A 15802-nucleotide genomic window follows, 5' to 3' on the forward strand; every position below is an offset into this window, starting at 1 on the left:
GAAGAGGACTACCCGGCCCAGGGCAGGCCGTCGGTCTTCGCCGAGAGGACCTCCGGCGTCGTCCAGCCCATCAACCCGGTGGAGGACTTCACCAGGTAGGCGAAGGCGGTGTGAGGGCTTCCGGGCACGCGGGCGGCGGCGACCACCTGGATTCTCGAGCCCACCGCGAGCTGCGCCACGGGCTTCTTGTCCGAGCGCGTCTGGGTGATGGGGAAGGACTCGCGCACGGTGGCCTCCTGTCCCACGTAATAGAACTCCTGGGGGACGAGGGTGAGCTTCTGCGTCTTCGGGTCCACCACGTACTTGTCCCGGCCATTCCAGAAGCCGCGCCACGAGTCGGAGAGGATGATGCCGTTGCCCTTCACCTCGGTGAGCGCGGGCACGGTGCCCAGGGGCTTGAGGTTCCTGTCGTCGTAGCGAAAGACGATGGCGATGTTGTCCGTGTCCGTCATGCCCGAGTGGACGGCGACCTCCTTGAACTTGTCGCTGGAGTCCAGGTCGAGGAGGGACAGGCCCAGGACCTCGGAGCCCACCTTCATGCGGTGGACGGAGACGCCCACCGTGAGGACGAAGTCGAAGTCGCCGTTGTTCTCATACCCCTTCACGGAGATGGCCTCGGGCTTCCCATCGCCGTTCAGGTCGGCGGTGGTGGACTGCACCAGGGCCTGCGGCTCCTCCGCGTGGACGCTCGGGGAGGTGAGCAACGTGAAGGCCATCACGGCGAGGACGGAGCGGTGTGACGTCATGAAGCAGACCTCATGAGGGCCCGAACCCTGGAGCAAGCCGCGGGGAGGGGGCTCGGGCGACGATGAACGCGGACGCGGCGCGCGCGCCATCGTAGCCACGATGCGCCACCCGGGCGCATGGGTTTCACGGCCGCGTCAGCCGCGCTGACCGAAGCGTCCTCGGAAGTGCTTGTCGAGGAAGCTCTCGGCCCGCGCCTGGGCCTCCTGGACCTGTGGCGAGAGCGGCTGGTCGGGCGTGGCCTTCGCCGCCGCCTGACGGGCCCGCTGCATCACGGAGCGAGGTGCATCCTCCGTCGTCGCGGTCGCGGGAGGAAGCGCACGCTCGACGGCGGCGATGCGCGCGTGGGCTTCATCGACCAGGCCCAGCGCTTCGTCGAGGGAGACCTCCTTCTCCGAGAGCGCGGAGAAGAGCTGGCAGTGATAGCGGCGGCAGCTCGCGGGACGGTCCGCGTAGACGGTGCACGTGCGCCCGTCCAGCGCGGAGCAGTGCTGGGCCAGGACCGGAGGGCCCTCCTCCCGCTGGAGCAGCGGCACCCCGCGCCGACGCAGCGCCGAGGCCTCTTCCGGTTGGAGCGACACATGCGTGAAGAGTGTCCCGTCGCAGCACATGCCGCAGCGCAAGCAGAGGGTGGACAGGGGCATGGCGGCTCTCGGGCGAAGGACGAAGCGGACTCCCACCCCTAACCCGCCGCGAGACGGTGTTCCATCTCGGCGAGGCGAGGAGGCAGGCCCCGCTCCCACGTCCGCGAAGCATTCACGCGGTGGGCCCAGGGCGTGGAATGGACAGACTGCTCCACGGGCTCAGCGCTCGTGCGCCGGGCTGCACTACAGTGGGCCCATGCGCTTCGGGCTCCGGGTCCTCCTGTTCGCCGTGGTGTCGACGCTGCTGGCCTGTGAGAAGTCCCCAGGCGGAGTTCACGTCACGGTGGACGGGCCGCTGACGCCGGGGGTTCACTTCGACCGGCTCTCGGTGGTGGCCTCGCTCCCGGACGGCGCACCCCTGGCCGTGGCCACGCTGGAGGGAGAGGCGCTGCGTCTCCCCGCCACCTTCAACTTCGAGTCCGGCCCCGCCACCCCGGAGGGCACCCGCGTCTCCGTGCGCGCCACCGCGGAGCTCGCGGGCACCCTCCAATCCACGGCCTGGGGAGAGACCACGCTCACGCCGGGCACGGGCTCCCGGCTGTCACTCTCACTGCCTCCCGTGGCGGAGTCGCCCGACGCGGGGCTTCCCCAGGAGGTGTGTGACAACGGCGTGGATGATGACGGCGACGGGCTGGGCGACTGCGCCGACCCGGAGTGTGCCGGCGCGAGCTGTCAGCCTGGAGGACTGGTCTGCGCGAACAGCGTGTGCGCGTGTCCCGGCGGCGTCACGGGGGTCCTCACCGAGCGCTCTGGCTTCGCGCCGCGCCTGAACCCCGCGGCCGTGTTCGCCCCGACGGGCCCCTACGCCGGAGGGCTGGTGCTGCTCGGAGGGCGCGACGGCACGGGCCGCCCCGTCTCCACCGTGGAGGTCTTCTTCCCCGCGTCGGGCCAGGTGCTGCAAGCGCGGCTCGAGGCGGCTCGCGCGGAGTCCTCCGCGCTGGTGCTGGAGGAGGGACAGGTGGTGGTGCTGGGCGGCCTCCGCGCCGACGGCCAGCCCGAGCCCAGCGCGGAGTGGCTGAACCCCGATGGGGGCACCACCCGCGTCTCCTTCACGCCGCCATTAGGAATCCACGGGGCCTTGGCCGGCCCGCTCGGCTCGGACGTCGTCGTGGCGGGAGGGCAGCTCAGCCTGGCGCCGGATGCCGGGGCCGTCTCGGACACGGCCCTGCGTGTGTCACTTCGCGGTGACGACGCCGGGACCTGGTCCCTCTTGGGGAAGCTCTCCCTGGAATGCCCCTCTGGGAGCGCGAGCATGGGGGGCGCCTTCGTGCTCGCGGGCGGGTGCACCCCCAACGCGAGCTCTCCTCGGATGGACGTGGTGGAGCCGTCCGGCGTGCTGGGCGCGGGGCCGCTGCTGCCCATTCCCTTGTCCGCCCCCGCGGTGGTGGAGCTGAAGTCGGGCCGAGCCCTCATCCTCGGTGGCCGTGAAGTCGGAGTCATCCCGTCGGCGCGCGCATTCTTATTGGAAAGGAATACGGGAAGAGTGCGCATGCGAGAGCTGACGCCCATGGATGCGCCTCGTGCCGCGCCTCGCGCCTCGCTCGCGGGAAATGGCTGGGTTTACGTCGAAGACACCCACGGAGGCCCCGCCGCCTGGTTCGACCCGGCCTCCGAGCGCTTCACCCCCGCAGTGTCACTGTCGACACCCCGACAGGGACATGCCCTCGTGGGCGGCCCCGGTGGAAGTGTCCATTTCGTGGGTGGAAGTCGACCCGACGCTGGTCCAGATGGTCTGTCGTGGTCCATCGAACCGCGTTGCCCTTGAATCCCAGGGGCGCACCGCGCGGAATGTGGTTACGCAGCGCTTGTACTGGGGAACAAGTTTCCCGGCCCTGATGAATGGTCAGGCTATATGAACCGCGGTTCACCCAGGTGGTATCCGTACCGGGGGACTGCTTCCTTTCGCGCGAAGACGTACAATCGTCTCCCATCAGACAACGGAGCTGGCATGCAGGCGGACACACGGGACGGGACGCGCGGCCGGGAATCGGTGCTGGGCTACCGGGTGGGGACGGAGCTGACCGCGGTGGCTTCGTTCGGCAACAGCGATACACCAGGACGTCTGGTGCAACTCTCGTTGGAGCACCTGACGCTCCACCTGGACTCGGACGCGATGCCGCGTCCAGGACAGGCTGCGTCCGTGGTGCTGGGACAAGGTGAGCGCTGGGCCACGTCCCTGGACGCGGAGGTGATGGAGGTGCGAGGTGGGCGACCCGAGGTCAGCCTGCGCTTCGTCTCGCCCCCGCTGGACGCGGGCCGCCGCATCGTCACCGTGCTGGAGGCGCTGCGCGACAACGGCCTGCTGCTGCCGCCGGAGACGCGGCCGGTGTGGAAGGAGCGCATCGACCGCAAGGACCGCGTCGCTCGCATCTGCGAGGCGCTGGTGGGCCGTCAGGCGCGCGGCGTGGCGCGCACGGCGCAAGGCGTGAAGGTCAACGTGACGGCCGTCTACTTCGACGCGATGGGCTCGCGCATGGGCTGGCGCTTCGACGGGCCGGTGCCGTCGGAGCCGTTCGTGGTGGAGGCCTTCGGCTACAGCAGCGTGGTGCACCTGGAGGCGCGCGACGCGCACGAGGAGGGCGGCCGGGTGATGGTCTCCCTGCCCACGGAGGTGGTGCGCTACCGCCACCGCTGGCTGCGCCGCGCGCCGCCCAGCAGTCCGTGCACGCTGTCCTTCAACCACCCCATGTGGCCGCAGGTCCACGTGCGGCGGCCCGTGCTGGATTTGTCCTATGAGGGCGTGGCCTTCATGACGGAGCCGGGCGAGGACCTGCTGTACCCGGGCCTGCGTCAGCCGGTGCTCGAGGTGGCCATGGAGGGCATGGCGCCGGTGCGGCTGCGCGCGGAGGTGCGCAACATCTCCAGCACCGCGGCGGGACGTCGGTGCGGCATGTCCGTGCGTCCGCTGGACGCGGAGGGTGCCCGGGCCTGGCGCGCGCTGGTGGAGGCACAGATGCATCCGTCCACCCGCGTGGAAGGCGACTGGGGCGATGCGACGTGGAAGCTCTTCCAGGGCTCCGGCTACTTCGGCCTGCCCGGCAAGTCCGCCGAGGACTTCGTGGAGGAACGCCCCTGGTTCGACGCCACGCAGGAGCGCCTGGAGGGCCGCACGCGCCTGGGCTACCGGGTGGTGCGCCCCGCGGGTGAGTCGCTGGAGGCCACGCTGTCGGTGGTGAAGCCCTACGAAGGGACGTGGATGGCGCACCAACTGGCGCGTCAGCACGTGCCCGGCCAGCGCTCCTCCGCGCGAGAGGCGCTGCGCGACATCTACCTGCGCGGCTACGAGCCCACGCAGGTGGACCCGGACGTGAAGTGGTTCATCGCCTTCTGCGAGGCGAACGTGCGCTGGGTGCGCTTCACCAAGTTCGACTTCGCGAGCTGGTACGAGCACACGGGCCAGGCGTGCCTGGCGCCCTTCCGCCTGATGGAGGCGGAGGTGGACCGCGAGTGGGACGTGCCGGAGGACGTGGAGGTGGGGCCGCCCACCGACGCGGAGCGCGAGCGCTTCTTCCAGGAGATCGAGCGCACGCGTCCGGTGGCCTACCGCGAGGCCTTGGACCTGGTGCCCGAGCGCTTCGACCTGTCCCGCGCGAGGATGAAGTGGGGCGAGGCGGGCCTGGGCCGCGAGCGCGAGCTGCGCGTGGCGCGGGTGCAGGGCCGCGCGGTGGCGATGGCGGTGCTGGAGTCCGCGCAGCCGGGCGTCAACCTCTTCAACGTGCTCGACGGCGTGCGGATGGTGTCGCTGGGCGACGACTCCCAGCCGGAGACGCAGCGGGCCTTGCTGGCGCTGCTGGGCCACGCGGCGGAGTGGTACCGGGCCCGAGGCCGCCGCGTGTTCGTCCACTACGTGGAAGGCGAGTGCGTGGAGTACGTGGAGCGCGCCGCCCTGGCGGACCTGGGCGAAGGCAAGCTCTGGGTCATCTCCTCCGCGCTCCTGCCGGAGTTCCTCGAGCACCTCTGCGAGGCCACCACGCCGCGCCCGGCCGCTTGAGCCGGGCGCACGGCGGGACGGCGTCTCAGAGGGCGTCGTCCTCTTCCGGGTCGGGGTAGGACTCCAGCTCGTCCTCCTCCTCGGCGCGGGCGCGGCTGGGCTTCTTGCCCTTGCTCTCGGCCTTGCTGTCCCCGCCGCCCAGGTCGGCGTCGGGGCCCACCACGTACCACTGGCGGCCCTGCTGGATGCGGCGCAGGACACCCTCCTGCTCCAGCGCGGCCAGGAGCTTGGCGAAGGTGGCGAAGCCGTACTCGCTCTCGTCGAAGTCCGGCTCCTTGCGGACGATGGTCTCCTTGATGAGCGAGGGGTTCACCGGCCCCGTCGCGCGGGCGAGCAGGTTCTGCACCACCTCGCGGGCAATCTGCGGCACGTCCGACTTGGCGTGCGCCTTGCCTCCCGAGCCACTCGCGGCCTTGTCGCCCTCCGCCTTGCTTCCGCGGCCGGTGGACTCACGCCCGTGGCGGGCGCGCTTGCCATGGCCTGCTTCCTCGGCGGCGCCGTGGCGGCCCTTCTCCTTGTCGCCCTTCTCCGAGCGCTGGCGGGTGCGCAGGTAGATGAACTCGTCGCACGCGTTGACGAACAGGGGAGAGGTGGACTCCTTCACCGCCAGCCCGATGACGGTGCGGCCGTTCTCACGCAGCTTGTACGCCAGGGGGCAGAAGTCGCTGTCGCCGGAGGCGATGACGAAGGTGTCGATGCTCTCGCGCGCGTAGCACAGCTCCAGCGCGTCGATGACCAGGCGCATGTCCGCGCCGTTCTTCCCCGCGCGCGTGGAGGGGGGCACGTCGATGAGCTCCACGCCGAACCGGTGCAGGCCAATCTTCGCGTCACTGAAGCGCGACCAGTCGCAGTACGCGCGGCGGAAGACGACCTTGCCCTTCTCCAGGAGCCGGTCCAGCGAGGGCTGGAGGTCGAAGTTGGAGGCACTGATGCCGGTATTGGTGACGAGGTTCTCGAAGTCGAGGAAGAGAGCGATGCGATGCTCGTTGGTGCGACCGTTCACGTGCAGCCTCTGCGATGTGGCACCGCGTCGGGCGGCGCCAGAAGAAGGAAGAGAGGGCCCGGCGCGTCCTCCCGGGGAGGGCGCCTGATGGGCCTTGCGGACGCACCCTAGCCTGTTCTGGACGGCGCGGGGGTGGGCCCGTTGATGAGATGAACACTCGATGGCAGCGGCGGCCCGGTCCGCCGCGTGGTGTCCGGGGCGCGGTCCAGGCGCGAGCGGTGGGGCGTGGCCTAGCTTCTGGCGAGTCGGGTCCAAGGACCCCCAGCCGGAGCACGAGCGATGACACGAAACAGTTCGGGTGGAAGGTGCAAGTCCACCATGTGGGCCGTCTCCTCCCTGGCGGCGCTGCTGCTGCCCATGGTGGGAGGGGCGGAGGCCCCCAACGTGAGTGAGGCGACGGAAGGAAACCCGGTGGTGGAGCGCTTCGGGGAGCCCACGGGCCCCGCCATTCCGCCGCTCAACCTGGGAGGAATGATTGGCGTCGACGTGACGCCCACCCAGCCCCAGGCTCCCATCACCCAAGGGCCCAAGGTCGACGTCATGGCCGACCCGAAACGGACACAGACGTTGGAAGGAAACGTCGTGGAGATGAAGGGGGACGTGCTCTACGTCCAGGACGACACGGGCACCGTCATCCCCTTGGACATGCAGGCGCTGCGCCTGAAGGAGCGGCCCAAGCCGGGCGAGCGCGTGGTGGCCGACTACCAGATAGAGAACGAGGTGGACAACATGGCCACCTCGCTCCACGCGCTGCGGTAGCCCGGGCCACGGGAAGCACTTGGGGGCGCCGCGACACCAGCGCGGTGCTCCCCAAGCCCGTGGGCGACGGACTACTTCTTCTTCGCGCCGATGACGGTGTCGGGGCGCGCCTCGGGGCCGTACTTGCCGGCCTGGTAGTCGCGAGCCATCTGCTCCAGCGTGGTGTGCGGCACCTTCTTCGCGTGGCCCGCCTGACCGAACTGCTTCATGCGCTCCTCGCAGACGGCCTGCATCGCGGCGCGCGCGGGCGTCAGGTAGTAGCGCGGGTCGAACTCCTCCGGCTTGGCGGTGAAGGCCTTGCGGATGGCGCCGGTGATGGCGAGGCGGTTGTCGGTGTCGACGTTGATCTTCCGCACGCCCGCGCGGATGCCGCGCTGGATCTCCTCCACCGGCACGCCGTAGGTCTCCTTGATGCGACCTCCGTTGGCGTTGATGATGTCGCACAGCTCCTTGGGGACGGAGCTGGAGCCGTGCATCACCAGGTGGCAGTTGGGAATCTTCCGGTGGATCTCCTCGATGCGGCTCATGGCGAGCACGTCGCCGCTGGGCTTGCGGGAGAACTTGTAGGCGCCGTGGCTGGTGCCCATGGCGACGGCGAGCGCGTCGATGCCGGTGCGGTTGACGAAGTCCACCGCCTGGTCCGGGTCCGTGAGGAGCTGGTCCAGCGTGAGCTTGCCCTCGGCGCCGTGGCCGTCCTCCTTCTCACCCATGCCGTGCTCCAGCGAGCCGAGCACACCCAGCTCACCCTCCACGGACACGCCGAAGCGGTGGGCGACATTCACGACTTCGCGGGTGACGGCGACGTTGTACTCGTAGCTGGAGGGCGTCTTGCCGTCGTCCTCGAGCGAGCCGTCCATCATCACGCTGGTGAAGCCCATGCGGATGGCGCTGATACAGGTGTCCGGCGAGTTGCCATGGTCCTGGTGCATGACGATGGGAATCTCCGGATAGAGCTCCACCGCCGCCTGCATCAGGTTCCGCAGGAACAGGTCATTGGTGTACTTCCGCGCCCCGCGCGAGGCCTGGATGATGGCCGGGCTCTGGGTGGCGCGAGCGGCCTCCATGATGGCCTGGATCTGCTCCATGTTGTTGACGTTGAGCGCGGCGACCCCGAAGTTGTTGGCGGCGGCGTAGTCGAGCAGGGGACGCAGGGCGATGAGCGGCATGACTGTGTCTCTCCGTGGCGGGATTGAGGAAGTGCAGTCGCCAGTTAGCACGGACGCGCTGGCGGGCGTCGCCAAAAGCTCGGCGGCGGAGTTCCCCAGACGACGCTGTCAGGGGGCGGGGATGGGGTGCAACTGGACCAGCGGGGGAAGGCTGTCCGCCCGCTCCAGGAGGCGCGCCTTGGGACGCACCGCGACGGGGACCCGGGAGGCGGCCATCATCTCCAAATCAAAGACATTGTCACCGAAGGCGGCATACAGGGGCCGCTGGGTGCGAGCCCTCAGACAGCTCACCTTTCCCGGCCCGTAGGGGATGGGTGAGACGACGTCGGGGAGCACCACGCCGCCCGACTCCTGGGGGGTGGTGGCGACCACGTTCTCCGGCGGGAGGCCCACCACCCGCGCGGCGGCCTCCACCACGGGGAGGGGCGAGGCGCTCACCACGTAACAGGGAATGTCACACGCGCGGGCCCACTCCAGCACGCGGTGCGTCTCCTGCTGGATGCGGCGGGCCAGGCCGTGGGACTCCACGACGCCTCGGGCGAAGTCTCGCAGCTCGTCCGCGTGCCAGCCCGCGAGCATCCACGCACCCAGCTCACACACGTCGCGCTGGGAGACGACGCCGGCCTCGAAGGCGGAGAAGAGCCTGCGGGCCAGGGTGCTGGTGCCGCCCTCTTCCGTCAGGCCGTGCGCGGCCGCCATGGCCTTGAGCCGGGGCAGGGCCTGCTCCTTGACGGCGTCATGGCCCGTCACCGCCATGAACAGCTCATCCCCCACGTCGCCGCTCCACAGCGTGCCGTCTCCGTCGAAGGCCAGCACGCCGCCGGGGGTGTGCTCCACCTCCCGGGCGATGCGCTCCAGCGTCTGCTCCACGGTCTCCATCTTCATGGCGCGCCATCCTGGCCGGGCGCCCCCGCGCGGCCAACCCCCGCGACGACTCCGGGTGCCCCCTCCGGGATGACCGCCCCGCGAGGGGGCCGCGAAGTGACCACCGGCCGACGGATTCCGCGCGCGTCCGTTCAGCCACCAGCGGCGCCTTGGAGCCGCGAACTCCAGCTCATGAGGCGCGCTGGAGGAAGGGCCGGGTGTAAGCGAGGGTGCGCGCTGGAGGCGCCCCCCTCGTGAGAGGTGGAGCGCATGCGTGACGACGGTGGTCGGTCCCCTGTCGATGGTCGTGTCGGGAGGACCCGCAGCCGGGAGCCGGAGCCGCTGTTGCCCATCATGAGGCTGGCGCTGGCCAGCTGGGTGCGGCCGGAGGGGCTCGCGCGGCGGGAGCTGGTGCTGGGCTCGACGGAGGGGGAGTCCTGGGAGGTGGTGCCGCTGGACGTCGCGACCGCGGACGCGACGTGGCGGGTGCTCCACCTCATGGACGGCCAGCGCACGCTGATGGGCATCGCGACCGAGGCCCGCCTGAGCCTGACGCGCGTGTCGTGGGTCGCGCGAGAGCTCTACCAGCGCGCCGTGCTGGTGCAGACGGGCGGCCTGCGGGTGGATGCGCTGACGTACTACGAGCACCTGCGCTCGCTGGCGAGCATCGCGCGGAGGCGCTGGGGGACCTCCCCCATGGGGCCGCGGGGCTCCTGGACGGAGGAGACCTCTCGCCGGCTCACGCTGGGGTACCTGCTGGAGAGCCACCACCTCGTGGCGGCCGTCGCGGCGCATCGGGAGGCGGTGGTGGCGGCGCAGGCCACGGAGCGCGGGAAGGCGCTCTTGAGCGAGGGACTGTCGCGGGAGTCCGCGCGGCTCATCGGGCTGAAGCGCCTGCTGCTCGCGGCGGGGCTGACGGAGGAGGAGCTGGAGCAGGCGACTCCGCTCTCGTCCATGCTGGCGCTCATCGAGCACCTGCGCTGGCTGGGGACGGAGGATGCGCTGTCCTATGCGGCGTGCATGGGCGTGGGGATGCGCGAGCCCGACGAGGGCGATGACGGAGACCTCCGCGAGTGGATGGAGCCCTTCGCGGACTCCGGTCCGCTGAGCGCCACGGAGCAGGCGCGCATCCGCCAGCGGCTCATCACCTGCTGCCGCCTCACCATGGCGCACCACCGCGAGCTCATCGGCTTCTACGGCGCGGAGGGCGGCCCTCGCGTCTTCACGGGGGAGTGACGCGTCAGGGCTTGCGCGCCTCTTCCAGCGCGCTCAGGTCCACCAGCCCGCTGATGTCCGACGAGGGGATGAAGCCCAGCTCCTGAGCGTGCTTCGCGGCGGTGCTCAAGGCGGACGGCACCGGGTCCAGGCTGGGCTCCAGGCGGGAGAAGGCCCCCTGGAGGATGGGCGCCGCCAGGGGCTTCTGCGTCAGCTTGCCGAAGGCGGTGTTGACCTGGGTGGCGAAGGTCTCCGGCTCCTGCTTCCAGCGCTCGGTCAGCTTCACGTGCGCGCGCAGCAGGGCGACGATGCGCGGGCGCTGCGTCTCCAGCACCTTGCGCGTCGTCACGACGACGGTGGTGGGGAAGCGCCCCTCGGGCCACAGCGTCTTCTCGTCCACGAGAATCTGCCCGCCGCCCCCAGGGTCCATGAGCATGCGCGTGCCCCAGGGCTCCGGCACCCAGGCGCCTTCGATGCCGCCGCGCAGGTACTGCACCAGGATGTCCGAGTTGCTCAGCGGCACGATTTGCACGTCGCCCTTGCCGTCCAGCTGGGTGTTCAAGCCCTGCTGCTCGAGCCAGTAGCGCAGCGCGATGTCCTGGGTGTTGCCGAGCTGGGGCGTCGCCAGCTTCTTGCCCTTCAGCTCCGCGGCGCTCTTCGCGGTGCGCGTCACCAGCATGGCGCCCCCGTTCACGGCGCCCGCGATGATGCGCAGCTCCCGCCCGGCCTTGAGGAACGTGTTGATGGCGGGCCCGTTGCCCACGTAGGAGACGTCGAGCGAGCCCGCCACCAGCGCCTCCATGGCCGCGGGCCCCGCGTTGAACTGCTTCACCTCCAGCTTCCCCACGCCGGGCTCGGAGGCGAACGTGCCCTCCGAGTGGCCCACCAGCGCTTGCGCATGCGTGATGTTCGGGAAGAAGCCCAGGCGCAGCGGCGCGTCCGCTCCGCGCGAGGACTCGCGCTTGCAACCCGCGCCGAGCACCACCAGTCCGGCGAGCACGAACACCCAGGGCAACCGAAGGGCACGCATAGGCACGTGAAGAGAGGGACGGCGGGGTGGGTTGGCAACGGGGATGCCGCCGAAGCGTCCTACAGCGCCCCTTCCAGGCCCCAGCGGCGGCGCAGCCGGCCCTCCACCGTCTGGAAGAGGACACGGTCCACCGTGATTCCGATGAGGATGATGGCCACCATGACGGCCATGACTTGAGGCACGTCCATCAGCTCGCGGCCCACGGTGAGCAGCTGCCCCAGGCCGCCGGACACGAAGAGCAATTCACCGGCGAGCAGCGCGCGCCACGCGAAGCTCCACCCCAGCTTGAGGCCGGTGACGATGCCGGGCAGCGCCGCGGGCAGCAGCACGCCGAACTGGAAGCGCAGGCCCCGGACGCCCAGCGTGCTCGCGACGCGCAAGAGCTGCGGGTCCACGCCCTGCACGCTGTCCTCCGTGGCGATGGCGATGCCCAGCACGCTGCCCATCACCACGACGAAGAGGATGGCGGTGTCCGTCAGGCCGAACCACAAGAGCGCCAGGGGCAGCCAGCAGATGGAGGGCAGGGCTTGCAGGCCCATCACCACGGGCTTCACCGCGTTGCGGAAGAAGGTCAGCCGCGCCATCAACAGGCCCAGCGGGACACCGATGGCCACCGAGACGAAGTAGGCGCGCCCCAGCCGCCCCAGCGAGCGGAGCGTCGCCTCCCACAGGCTTCCGTTCGCGGCCATCTTCCCCAGGCTCCTCGCCACGGTGAAAGGCCCGGGGAAGAGGTACGGGGACCACACGCCCAGGCGGGAGAGTCCCTCCCACGCGCCGAGCAGCAACACCAACAGGAGGAGCTTCTGGGCGAAGCCCTGGAGCCTCGAGTCGCGCTTCATGGTTCACCTCGCGGGCCGGGGCAGTCCGGGCGGGGACAGCACGGGGCTTGTCACCGCGGGCGTGGAGGCTCTCGATGGCGGCGGGGAGTCGGGGATGTTGGTTCGCTCCACTTCACTCAGCAGCCTCTGGACGTGGCGGACCATCTCCGTGAGGGCCGCGTCGTCCGGGCGGCGCGGCATGGGGAGGTGGACCTCCAAATCCCTCACGATGCGGCCCGGACGCGGCGCCATGAGGACCACGCGGGTGCCCAGCATGAGGGCCTCGTGGACGTCGTGGGTGACGAAGACCACCGTCTTGTGGGTGCGCATCCAGATGGACTGGAGGAGCTCCTGCATGTGGATGCGCGTCTGCGCGTCCAGCGAGCCGAAGGGCTCGTCCATGAGGAGCACGGTGGGGTCCACGGCGAGGGCGCGGGCCAGGCTCGCGCGCATCTTCATGCCGCCGGAGAGCTGGTGGGGGAGGGTCTCCTCGAAGCCCTGGAGGTGGACGCGGCGGATGTACTGGTCCGCGCGCTCCTTGCGCTCGGCGCGGGGCACGCCTCGGGCGGCCAGGGCGAAGGTGATGTTGCCGCGCACGCTGAGCCACGGGAAGAGGGCGGCCTCCTGGAACATGAGGAGGCGGTTGGGCCCGGGGCCGGTGATGGGCTGTCCGTCAATGGACACCGTGCCGCCGGTGGGGCGCACGTGGCCCGCCAGTGCGTAGAGGAGCGTGGACTTGCCGCACCCGGAGGGGCCGAGCAGGCAGATGAACTCCCCCGAGCGGACGTTGAGGTCCACGTCCTCGAGGGCCACGACCTTGTTGGCGTAGCGATGTCCGAGCTGGGTGACGGATATCTTCGCGTGGTCGGCTTCCACATGGGCCGGCCGGAGCAGGCGCAGCGAGCTTCGCCATCGGCCGAGGAGGGCACGCAGCATCGGCCACAAGCTAGGCACCTGTGGGCAGGAGGGAAGTGGGTGTAGGGCTTCCTCGGAGGCGCCCGTCAAGCCGCTTCCCTGCCCGGCAGCCGTGCCGTGGGAGTGGAGACAGGCGCTTCGTGTCTGGCCTCAGGAAAGTAGGGACGCCGACGACGCTGGCTGGCCGTGTCTGTTTGACTGCCTTGGACCTGGGTACAGGGGCCTGGGGTTGCGACCCATTGGATTGCAACGGCAAACCTGGGAACCTTCCTGGAATGCACGTCGGGAAATACCAACTCATCCGCAAGCTGGCGACGGGAGGCATGGCGGAGGTGTTCCTGGCCAAGGCCGAGGGCCCCGGGGGCTTCGAGAAGACCTTGGTCCTCAAGCGCATCCTCCCGCACCTGGTGGAGGACCCGTCCTTCGTGGAGATGTTCCTGGAGGAGGCGAAGCTCGTCGCGCAGCTGAACCACCCGAACGTCGTCCAGATTTTCGACTTCGGTGAGTCCGAGGGGACCTTCTTCCTGGCGATGGAGCTCATCGACGGGCCCAACCTGCGGCGCTGGCGAAGGCAGGCGGACTCCCGAGGCGTGTTCCTGCCGCCCAACCTCTGCGCGAAGGTGGTGGCGCATGCCGCGGAGGGCCTGGCGTTCGCGCATGACTTCGAGGACGCCATCACGGGGCAGCCGCTCGGGTTGATTCACCGGGACGTGAGCCCGGACAACATCCTGGTGTCGCGGCAGGGCGCGGTGAAGGTGGTGGACTTCGGCATCGCCAAGGTGGTGGGGCAGAAGCACCGCACGCAGACGGGCATCGTGAAGGGCAAGGTGGCGTACATGCCGCCCGAGCAGGTGCGGGCGGACCCGTTGGACCGGCGCGTGGATGTGTATGCGTTGGGCGTGGTGCTGTATGAGCTGCTCACGGGACGTCTGCCATTCGAGGGGGCGTCGGAGCTGGCGATGATGCAAGCCATCATCTCGCGCGAGCCGGTGCCGGTGACGCACTTGCGTGAGGATGTCCCCAATGCGCTCCAGTCCATCCTGGCGGTCGCGCTGAGGAAGAATCGCGAGGACCGCTATCCGGACTGCCGCGCGCTGCAAGCGGACCTGGAGCGCTTCGTGTTGTCGACGGGGGAGTCGGTGGGCGCGTATCAGATTGCGCGCGCCGTCTCGCAGGTGGTGGATGAGCACCTGGTTCCGACGCCCGTGTCCATGCGGGCGATGGACAGCGCCCCGGAGCGCACGACGCCGCTGGGGCCTGTCTCCAAGGGGGCGGCGGCGCCGACGGATGTGTCCGACCAGCCGACGGAGCAGCGGCCCTCGGCGGCGCGGCGGGGCGTGAGAGCGAGGCGGCTGCCCCTCGTGGTGGGCGGCGCGGCGCTGGTCGCCTCGGCGGGAGCGTTCGTGCTGGTGGGGGGCGGGAAGACGCCGCCTGCGCCGCGGGCGCATGGGGATGTCGTGGTGCGGGCGGCCCCGGTCGCGAAGGTGGAGGAGGCGCCGCGTCCGGCTGTGCCCACGGAGCAGGTGGCCCCGGTCGCGAAGGTGGAGCCCGTGGCTGCGCCCACGGTGGAGAAGCCCCAGGTCCAGCACGCGGAGGCGAGTGATTCCGGGAAGCCGGAGGACGTCGTGCCGGTCGTCGCTGCCGCGCAGCCGTCGCCACCCTCGACGAGGACAGCCCCCGCGGCGCGGAAGGTGAAGGCCGCGCCCTTGCCGTTGGGCTCGGTGGAGTTCCGCATCCGGCCCTATGCGGCCATCTACCTCGACGGGAAGCTGCTGGGCGAGACGCCCATGGGCATCGTCGACCTGCCCGCGAAGAAGTACGTCGTGACCGCCGTCAACCGGGACCTGGACAAGCGCGTCACGCGCGACTTCGAGGTGAAGGCGGGCACGGCGAATGTCTTCAAGCTCAACCTGTTGGCGGACTGAGCGGGACTGCCTACCGCGTCTCCTCCGCCGTGGCTTCGGCGGCGGGCGCGGGAGGCGCGGCGGGCGCGGGGGGCGTCGACTCCTCGCGTGAGCCCATCACCGTGTTCAGCGCGGACCCCAGCGCCGAACCCACGTTCTTCTTCAGTCCAGAGCCCGCCTCGCCCAAGCGCGTGCGCAGGTCCTTCTTCCCTTCGGGCTCGGCCTTCGTCTCGGGGGGGACCGCGGGATTCTCCTCGGGGGGAGGTGTCGCGACGACCTTGGGGGCCTCTTCGACGGGAGGCGTGACGGGGTTGCGCTTCACCTGCTTGCGCACCGACTCGAAGTCCCGCGTCACCTTGGGGCCCACCGGCACGGGGAGCTGGGCGTCGGGGCGCAGCGACAGCGCGACGCGGAAGGACTCCATGGCCTGCTGTCTCCGCCCCAGGTCGGCCAGGACGATGCCTCGGTAGAGCTCCACCTCCACCTGCTCCTGGGGCGTGGACGCCACCTGCTTCGCCTGGCCCAGCCAGTTGAGCGCCTTCTCGTAGTCGAGTGATTCGTGCATCGCGATGGCACGAGTCATTCGATGGCGGAAGAGGTCCGCGCTGCTCTCGGCGCTGGAGGCGCTCGCTTGAGGAGTCGCGGTGGCGAGTCCGGGTGTGAGCCAGGCCCAGAGCACCACCGTCCATGCTCTCCAATGTCCCCGGCTCATCGAAGATTCCATGCTTACCGAGAATAGCATGGAGCTT

At 70.3% G+C, this 15802-nt stretch carries 14 protein-coding genes; 5 read left to right on the plus strand and 9 right to left on the minus strand.

Going from position 1 to position 15802, the window contains the following annotated elements; all coding sequences use genetic code 11:
• Positions 1 to 8: 8 nt before the first annotated feature.
• Positions 9 to 746 (minus strand): hypothetical protein, encoded by a 738-nt coding sequence (locus MYSTI_RS00150; protein ID WP_015345652.1) that lies wholly within the window; start codon positions 744 to 746, stop codon positions 9 to 11.
• A 135-nt stretch (positions 747 to 881) separates the two neighbouring features.
• Positions 882 to 1388 (minus strand): YkgJ family cysteine cluster protein, encoded by a 507-nt coding sequence (locus MYSTI_RS00155; RefSeq protein WP_015345653.1) that lies wholly within the window; start codon positions 1386 to 1388, stop codon positions 882 to 884.
• Between the two features lie 196 nt (positions 1389 to 1584).
• Here MYSTI_RS00155 and MYSTI_RS00160 point away from each other — a divergent pair, with 196 nt between their 5' ends.
• Positions 1585 to 3153 (plus strand): Kelch repeat-containing protein, encoded by a 1569-nt coding sequence (locus tag MYSTI_RS00160; protein ID WP_015345654.1) that lies wholly within the window; start codon positions 1585 to 1587, stop codon positions 3151 to 3153.
• A 183-nt stretch (positions 3154 to 3336) separates the two neighbouring features.
• Positions 3337 to 5379 carry a hypothetical protein gene (locus tag MYSTI_RS00165; protein ID WP_015345655.1) on the plus strand — a complete coding sequence of 681 codons (2043 nt, stop codon included), beginning with the start codon at positions 3337 to 3339 and terminating at the stop codon, positions 5377 to 5379.
• Between the two features lie 25 nt (positions 5380 to 5404).
• On the opposite strand, the gene MYSTI_RS00170 is transcribed toward MYSTI_RS00165, so the two are convergent.
• Positions 5405 to 6382, minus strand: a complete 978-nt coding sequence (locus MYSTI_RS00170; protein ID WP_015345656.1) for an NYN domain-containing protein — start codon at positions 6380 to 6382, stop codon at positions 5405 to 5407.
• Between the two features lie 318 nt (positions 6383 to 6700).
• Here MYSTI_RS00170 and MYSTI_RS40365 point away from each other — a divergent pair, with 318 nt between their 5' ends.
• Complete coding sequence (locus tag MYSTI_RS40365; RefSeq protein ID WP_052350838.1) at positions 6701 to 7141, plus strand: hypothetical protein; 441 nt, start codon at positions 6701 to 6703, stop codon at positions 7139 to 7141.
• Positions 7142 to 7212: 71 nt separating this feature from the next.
• Here MYSTI_RS40365 and fba read toward each other — a convergent pair whose 3' ends face one another.
• The gene (gene fba, locus MYSTI_RS00180; protein ID WP_015345658.1) at positions 7213 to 8307 is read right to left on the minus strand and encodes a class II fructose-bisphosphate aldolase; all 1095 of its coding nucleotides are present in this window, start codon (positions 8305 to 8307) and stop codon (positions 7213 to 7215) included.
• 108 nt (positions 8308 to 8415) lie between these two features.
• On the minus strand, positions 8416 to 9192 hold the full coding sequence (locus tag MYSTI_RS00185) for an HAD family hydrolase (protein WP_015345659.1): 777 nt from the start codon (positions 9190 to 9192) through the stop codon (positions 8416 to 8418).
• 324 nt (positions 9193 to 9516) lie between these two features.
• Here MYSTI_RS00185 and MYSTI_RS00190 point away from each other — a divergent pair, with 324 nt between their 5' ends.
• Positions 9517 to 10407 carry a hypothetical protein gene (locus MYSTI_RS00190; protein WP_044278254.1) on the plus strand — a complete coding sequence of 297 codons (891 nt, stop codon included), beginning with the start codon at positions 9517 to 9519 and terminating at the stop codon, positions 10405 to 10407.
• A 4-nt stretch (positions 10408 to 10411) separates the two neighbouring features.
• On the opposite strand, the gene MYSTI_RS00195 is transcribed toward MYSTI_RS00190, so the two are convergent.
• The 3 genes from MYSTI_RS00195 to MYSTI_RS00205 are packed head-to-tail and all read right to left on the minus strand — an operon-like array spanning position 10412 to position 13170.
• On the minus strand, positions 10412 to 11416 hold the full coding sequence (locus tag MYSTI_RS00195) for an ABC transporter substrate-binding protein (RefSeq protein ID WP_015345661.1): 1005 nt from the start codon (positions 11414 to 11416) through the stop codon (positions 10412 to 10414).
• 59 nt (positions 11417 to 11475) lie between these two features.
• Positions 11476 to 12255: an ABC transporter permease gene (locus MYSTI_RS00200; RefSeq protein ID WP_015345662.1), complete on the minus strand. Its 780-nt coding sequence runs from the start codon at positions 12253 to 12255 to the stop codon at positions 11476 to 11478.
• 3 nt (positions 12256 to 12258) lie between these two features.
• A complete protein-coding gene (locus MYSTI_RS00205) occupies positions 12259 to 13170 on the minus strand; it encodes an ABC transporter ATP-binding protein (protein ID WP_015345663.1) in 912 nt (303 codons plus the stop codon).
• Positions 13171 to 13424: 254 nt separating this feature from the next.
• Here MYSTI_RS00205 and MYSTI_RS00210 point away from each other — a divergent pair, with 254 nt between their 5' ends.
• On the plus strand, positions 13425 to 15074 hold the full coding sequence (locus MYSTI_RS00210) for a serine/threonine protein kinase (RefSeq protein WP_015345664.1): 1650 nt from the start codon (positions 13425 to 13427) through the stop codon (positions 15072 to 15074).
• Between the two features lie 10 nt (positions 15075 to 15084).
• On the opposite strand, the gene MYSTI_RS40370 is transcribed toward MYSTI_RS00210, so the two are convergent.
• Positions 15085 to 15765 carry a tetratricopeptide repeat protein gene (locus MYSTI_RS40370; RefSeq protein ID WP_144369948.1) on the minus strand — a complete coding sequence of 227 codons (681 nt, stop codon included), beginning with the start codon at positions 15763 to 15765 and terminating at the stop codon, positions 15085 to 15087.
• Between the last annotated feature and the right edge of the window lie 37 nt (positions 15766 to 15802).

The sequence above is a fragment of the Myxococcus stipitatus DSM 14675 genome, assembly GCF_000331735.1.
GTDB lineage: Bacteria > Myxococcota > Myxococcia > Myxococcales > Myxococcaceae > Myxococcus > Myxococcus stipitatus.

What these genes read in the sequence shown, in the direction of transcription:
- MYSTI_RS00195 (WP_015345661.1), bottom strand. Translation starts at nt 11,416, where the DNA reads ATGCGTGCCCTTCGGTTGCCCTGGGTGTTCGTGCTCGCCGGACTGGTG.
- fba (WP_015345658.1), bottom strand. Translation starts at nt 8,307, where the DNA reads ATGCCGCTCATCGCCCTGCGTCCCCTGCTCGACTACGCCGCCGCCAAC.
- MYSTI_RS00165 (WP_015345655.1), top strand. Translation starts at nt 3,337, where the DNA reads ATGCAGGCGGACACACGGGACGGGACGCGCGGCCGGGAATCGGTGCTG.
- MYSTI_RS00160 (WP_015345654.1), top strand. Translation starts at nt 1,585, where the DNA reads ATGCGCTTCGGGCTCCGGGTCCTCCTGTTCGCCGTGGTGTCGACGCTG.
- MYSTI_RS40370 (WP_144369948.1), bottom strand. Translation starts at nt 15,765, where the DNA reads ATGAGCCGGGGACATTGGAGAGCATGGACGGTGGTGCTCTGGGCCTGG.
- MYSTI_RS00210 (WP_015345664.1), top strand. Translation starts at nt 13,425, where the DNA reads ATGCACGTCGGGAAATACCAACTCATCCGCAAGCTGGCGACGGGAGGC.
- MYSTI_RS00150 (WP_015345652.1), bottom strand. Translation starts at nt 746, where the DNA reads ATGACGTCACACCGCTCCGTCCTCGCCGTGATGGCCTTCACGTTGCTC.
- MYSTI_RS00185 (WP_015345659.1), bottom strand. Translation starts at nt 9,192, where the DNA reads ATGAAGATGGAGACCGTGGAGCAGACGCTGGAGCGCATCGCCCGGGAG.
- MYSTI_RS00200 (WP_015345662.1), bottom strand. Translation starts at nt 12,255, where the DNA reads ATGAAGCGCGACTCGAGGCTCCAGGGCTTCGCCCAGAAGCTCCTCCTG.
- MYSTI_RS00155 (WP_015345653.1), bottom strand. Translation starts at nt 1,388, where the DNA reads ATGCCCCTGTCCACCCTCTGCTTGCGCTGCGGCATGTGCTGCGACGGG.
- MYSTI_RS40365 (WP_052350838.1), top strand. Translation starts at nt 6,701, where the DNA reads ATGTGGGCCGTCTCCTCCCTGGCGGCGCTGCTGCTGCCCATGGTGGGA.
- MYSTI_RS00205 (WP_015345663.1), bottom strand. Translation starts at nt 13,170, where the DNA reads ATGCTGCGTGCCCTCCTCGGCCGATGGCGAAGCTCGCTGCGCCTGCTC.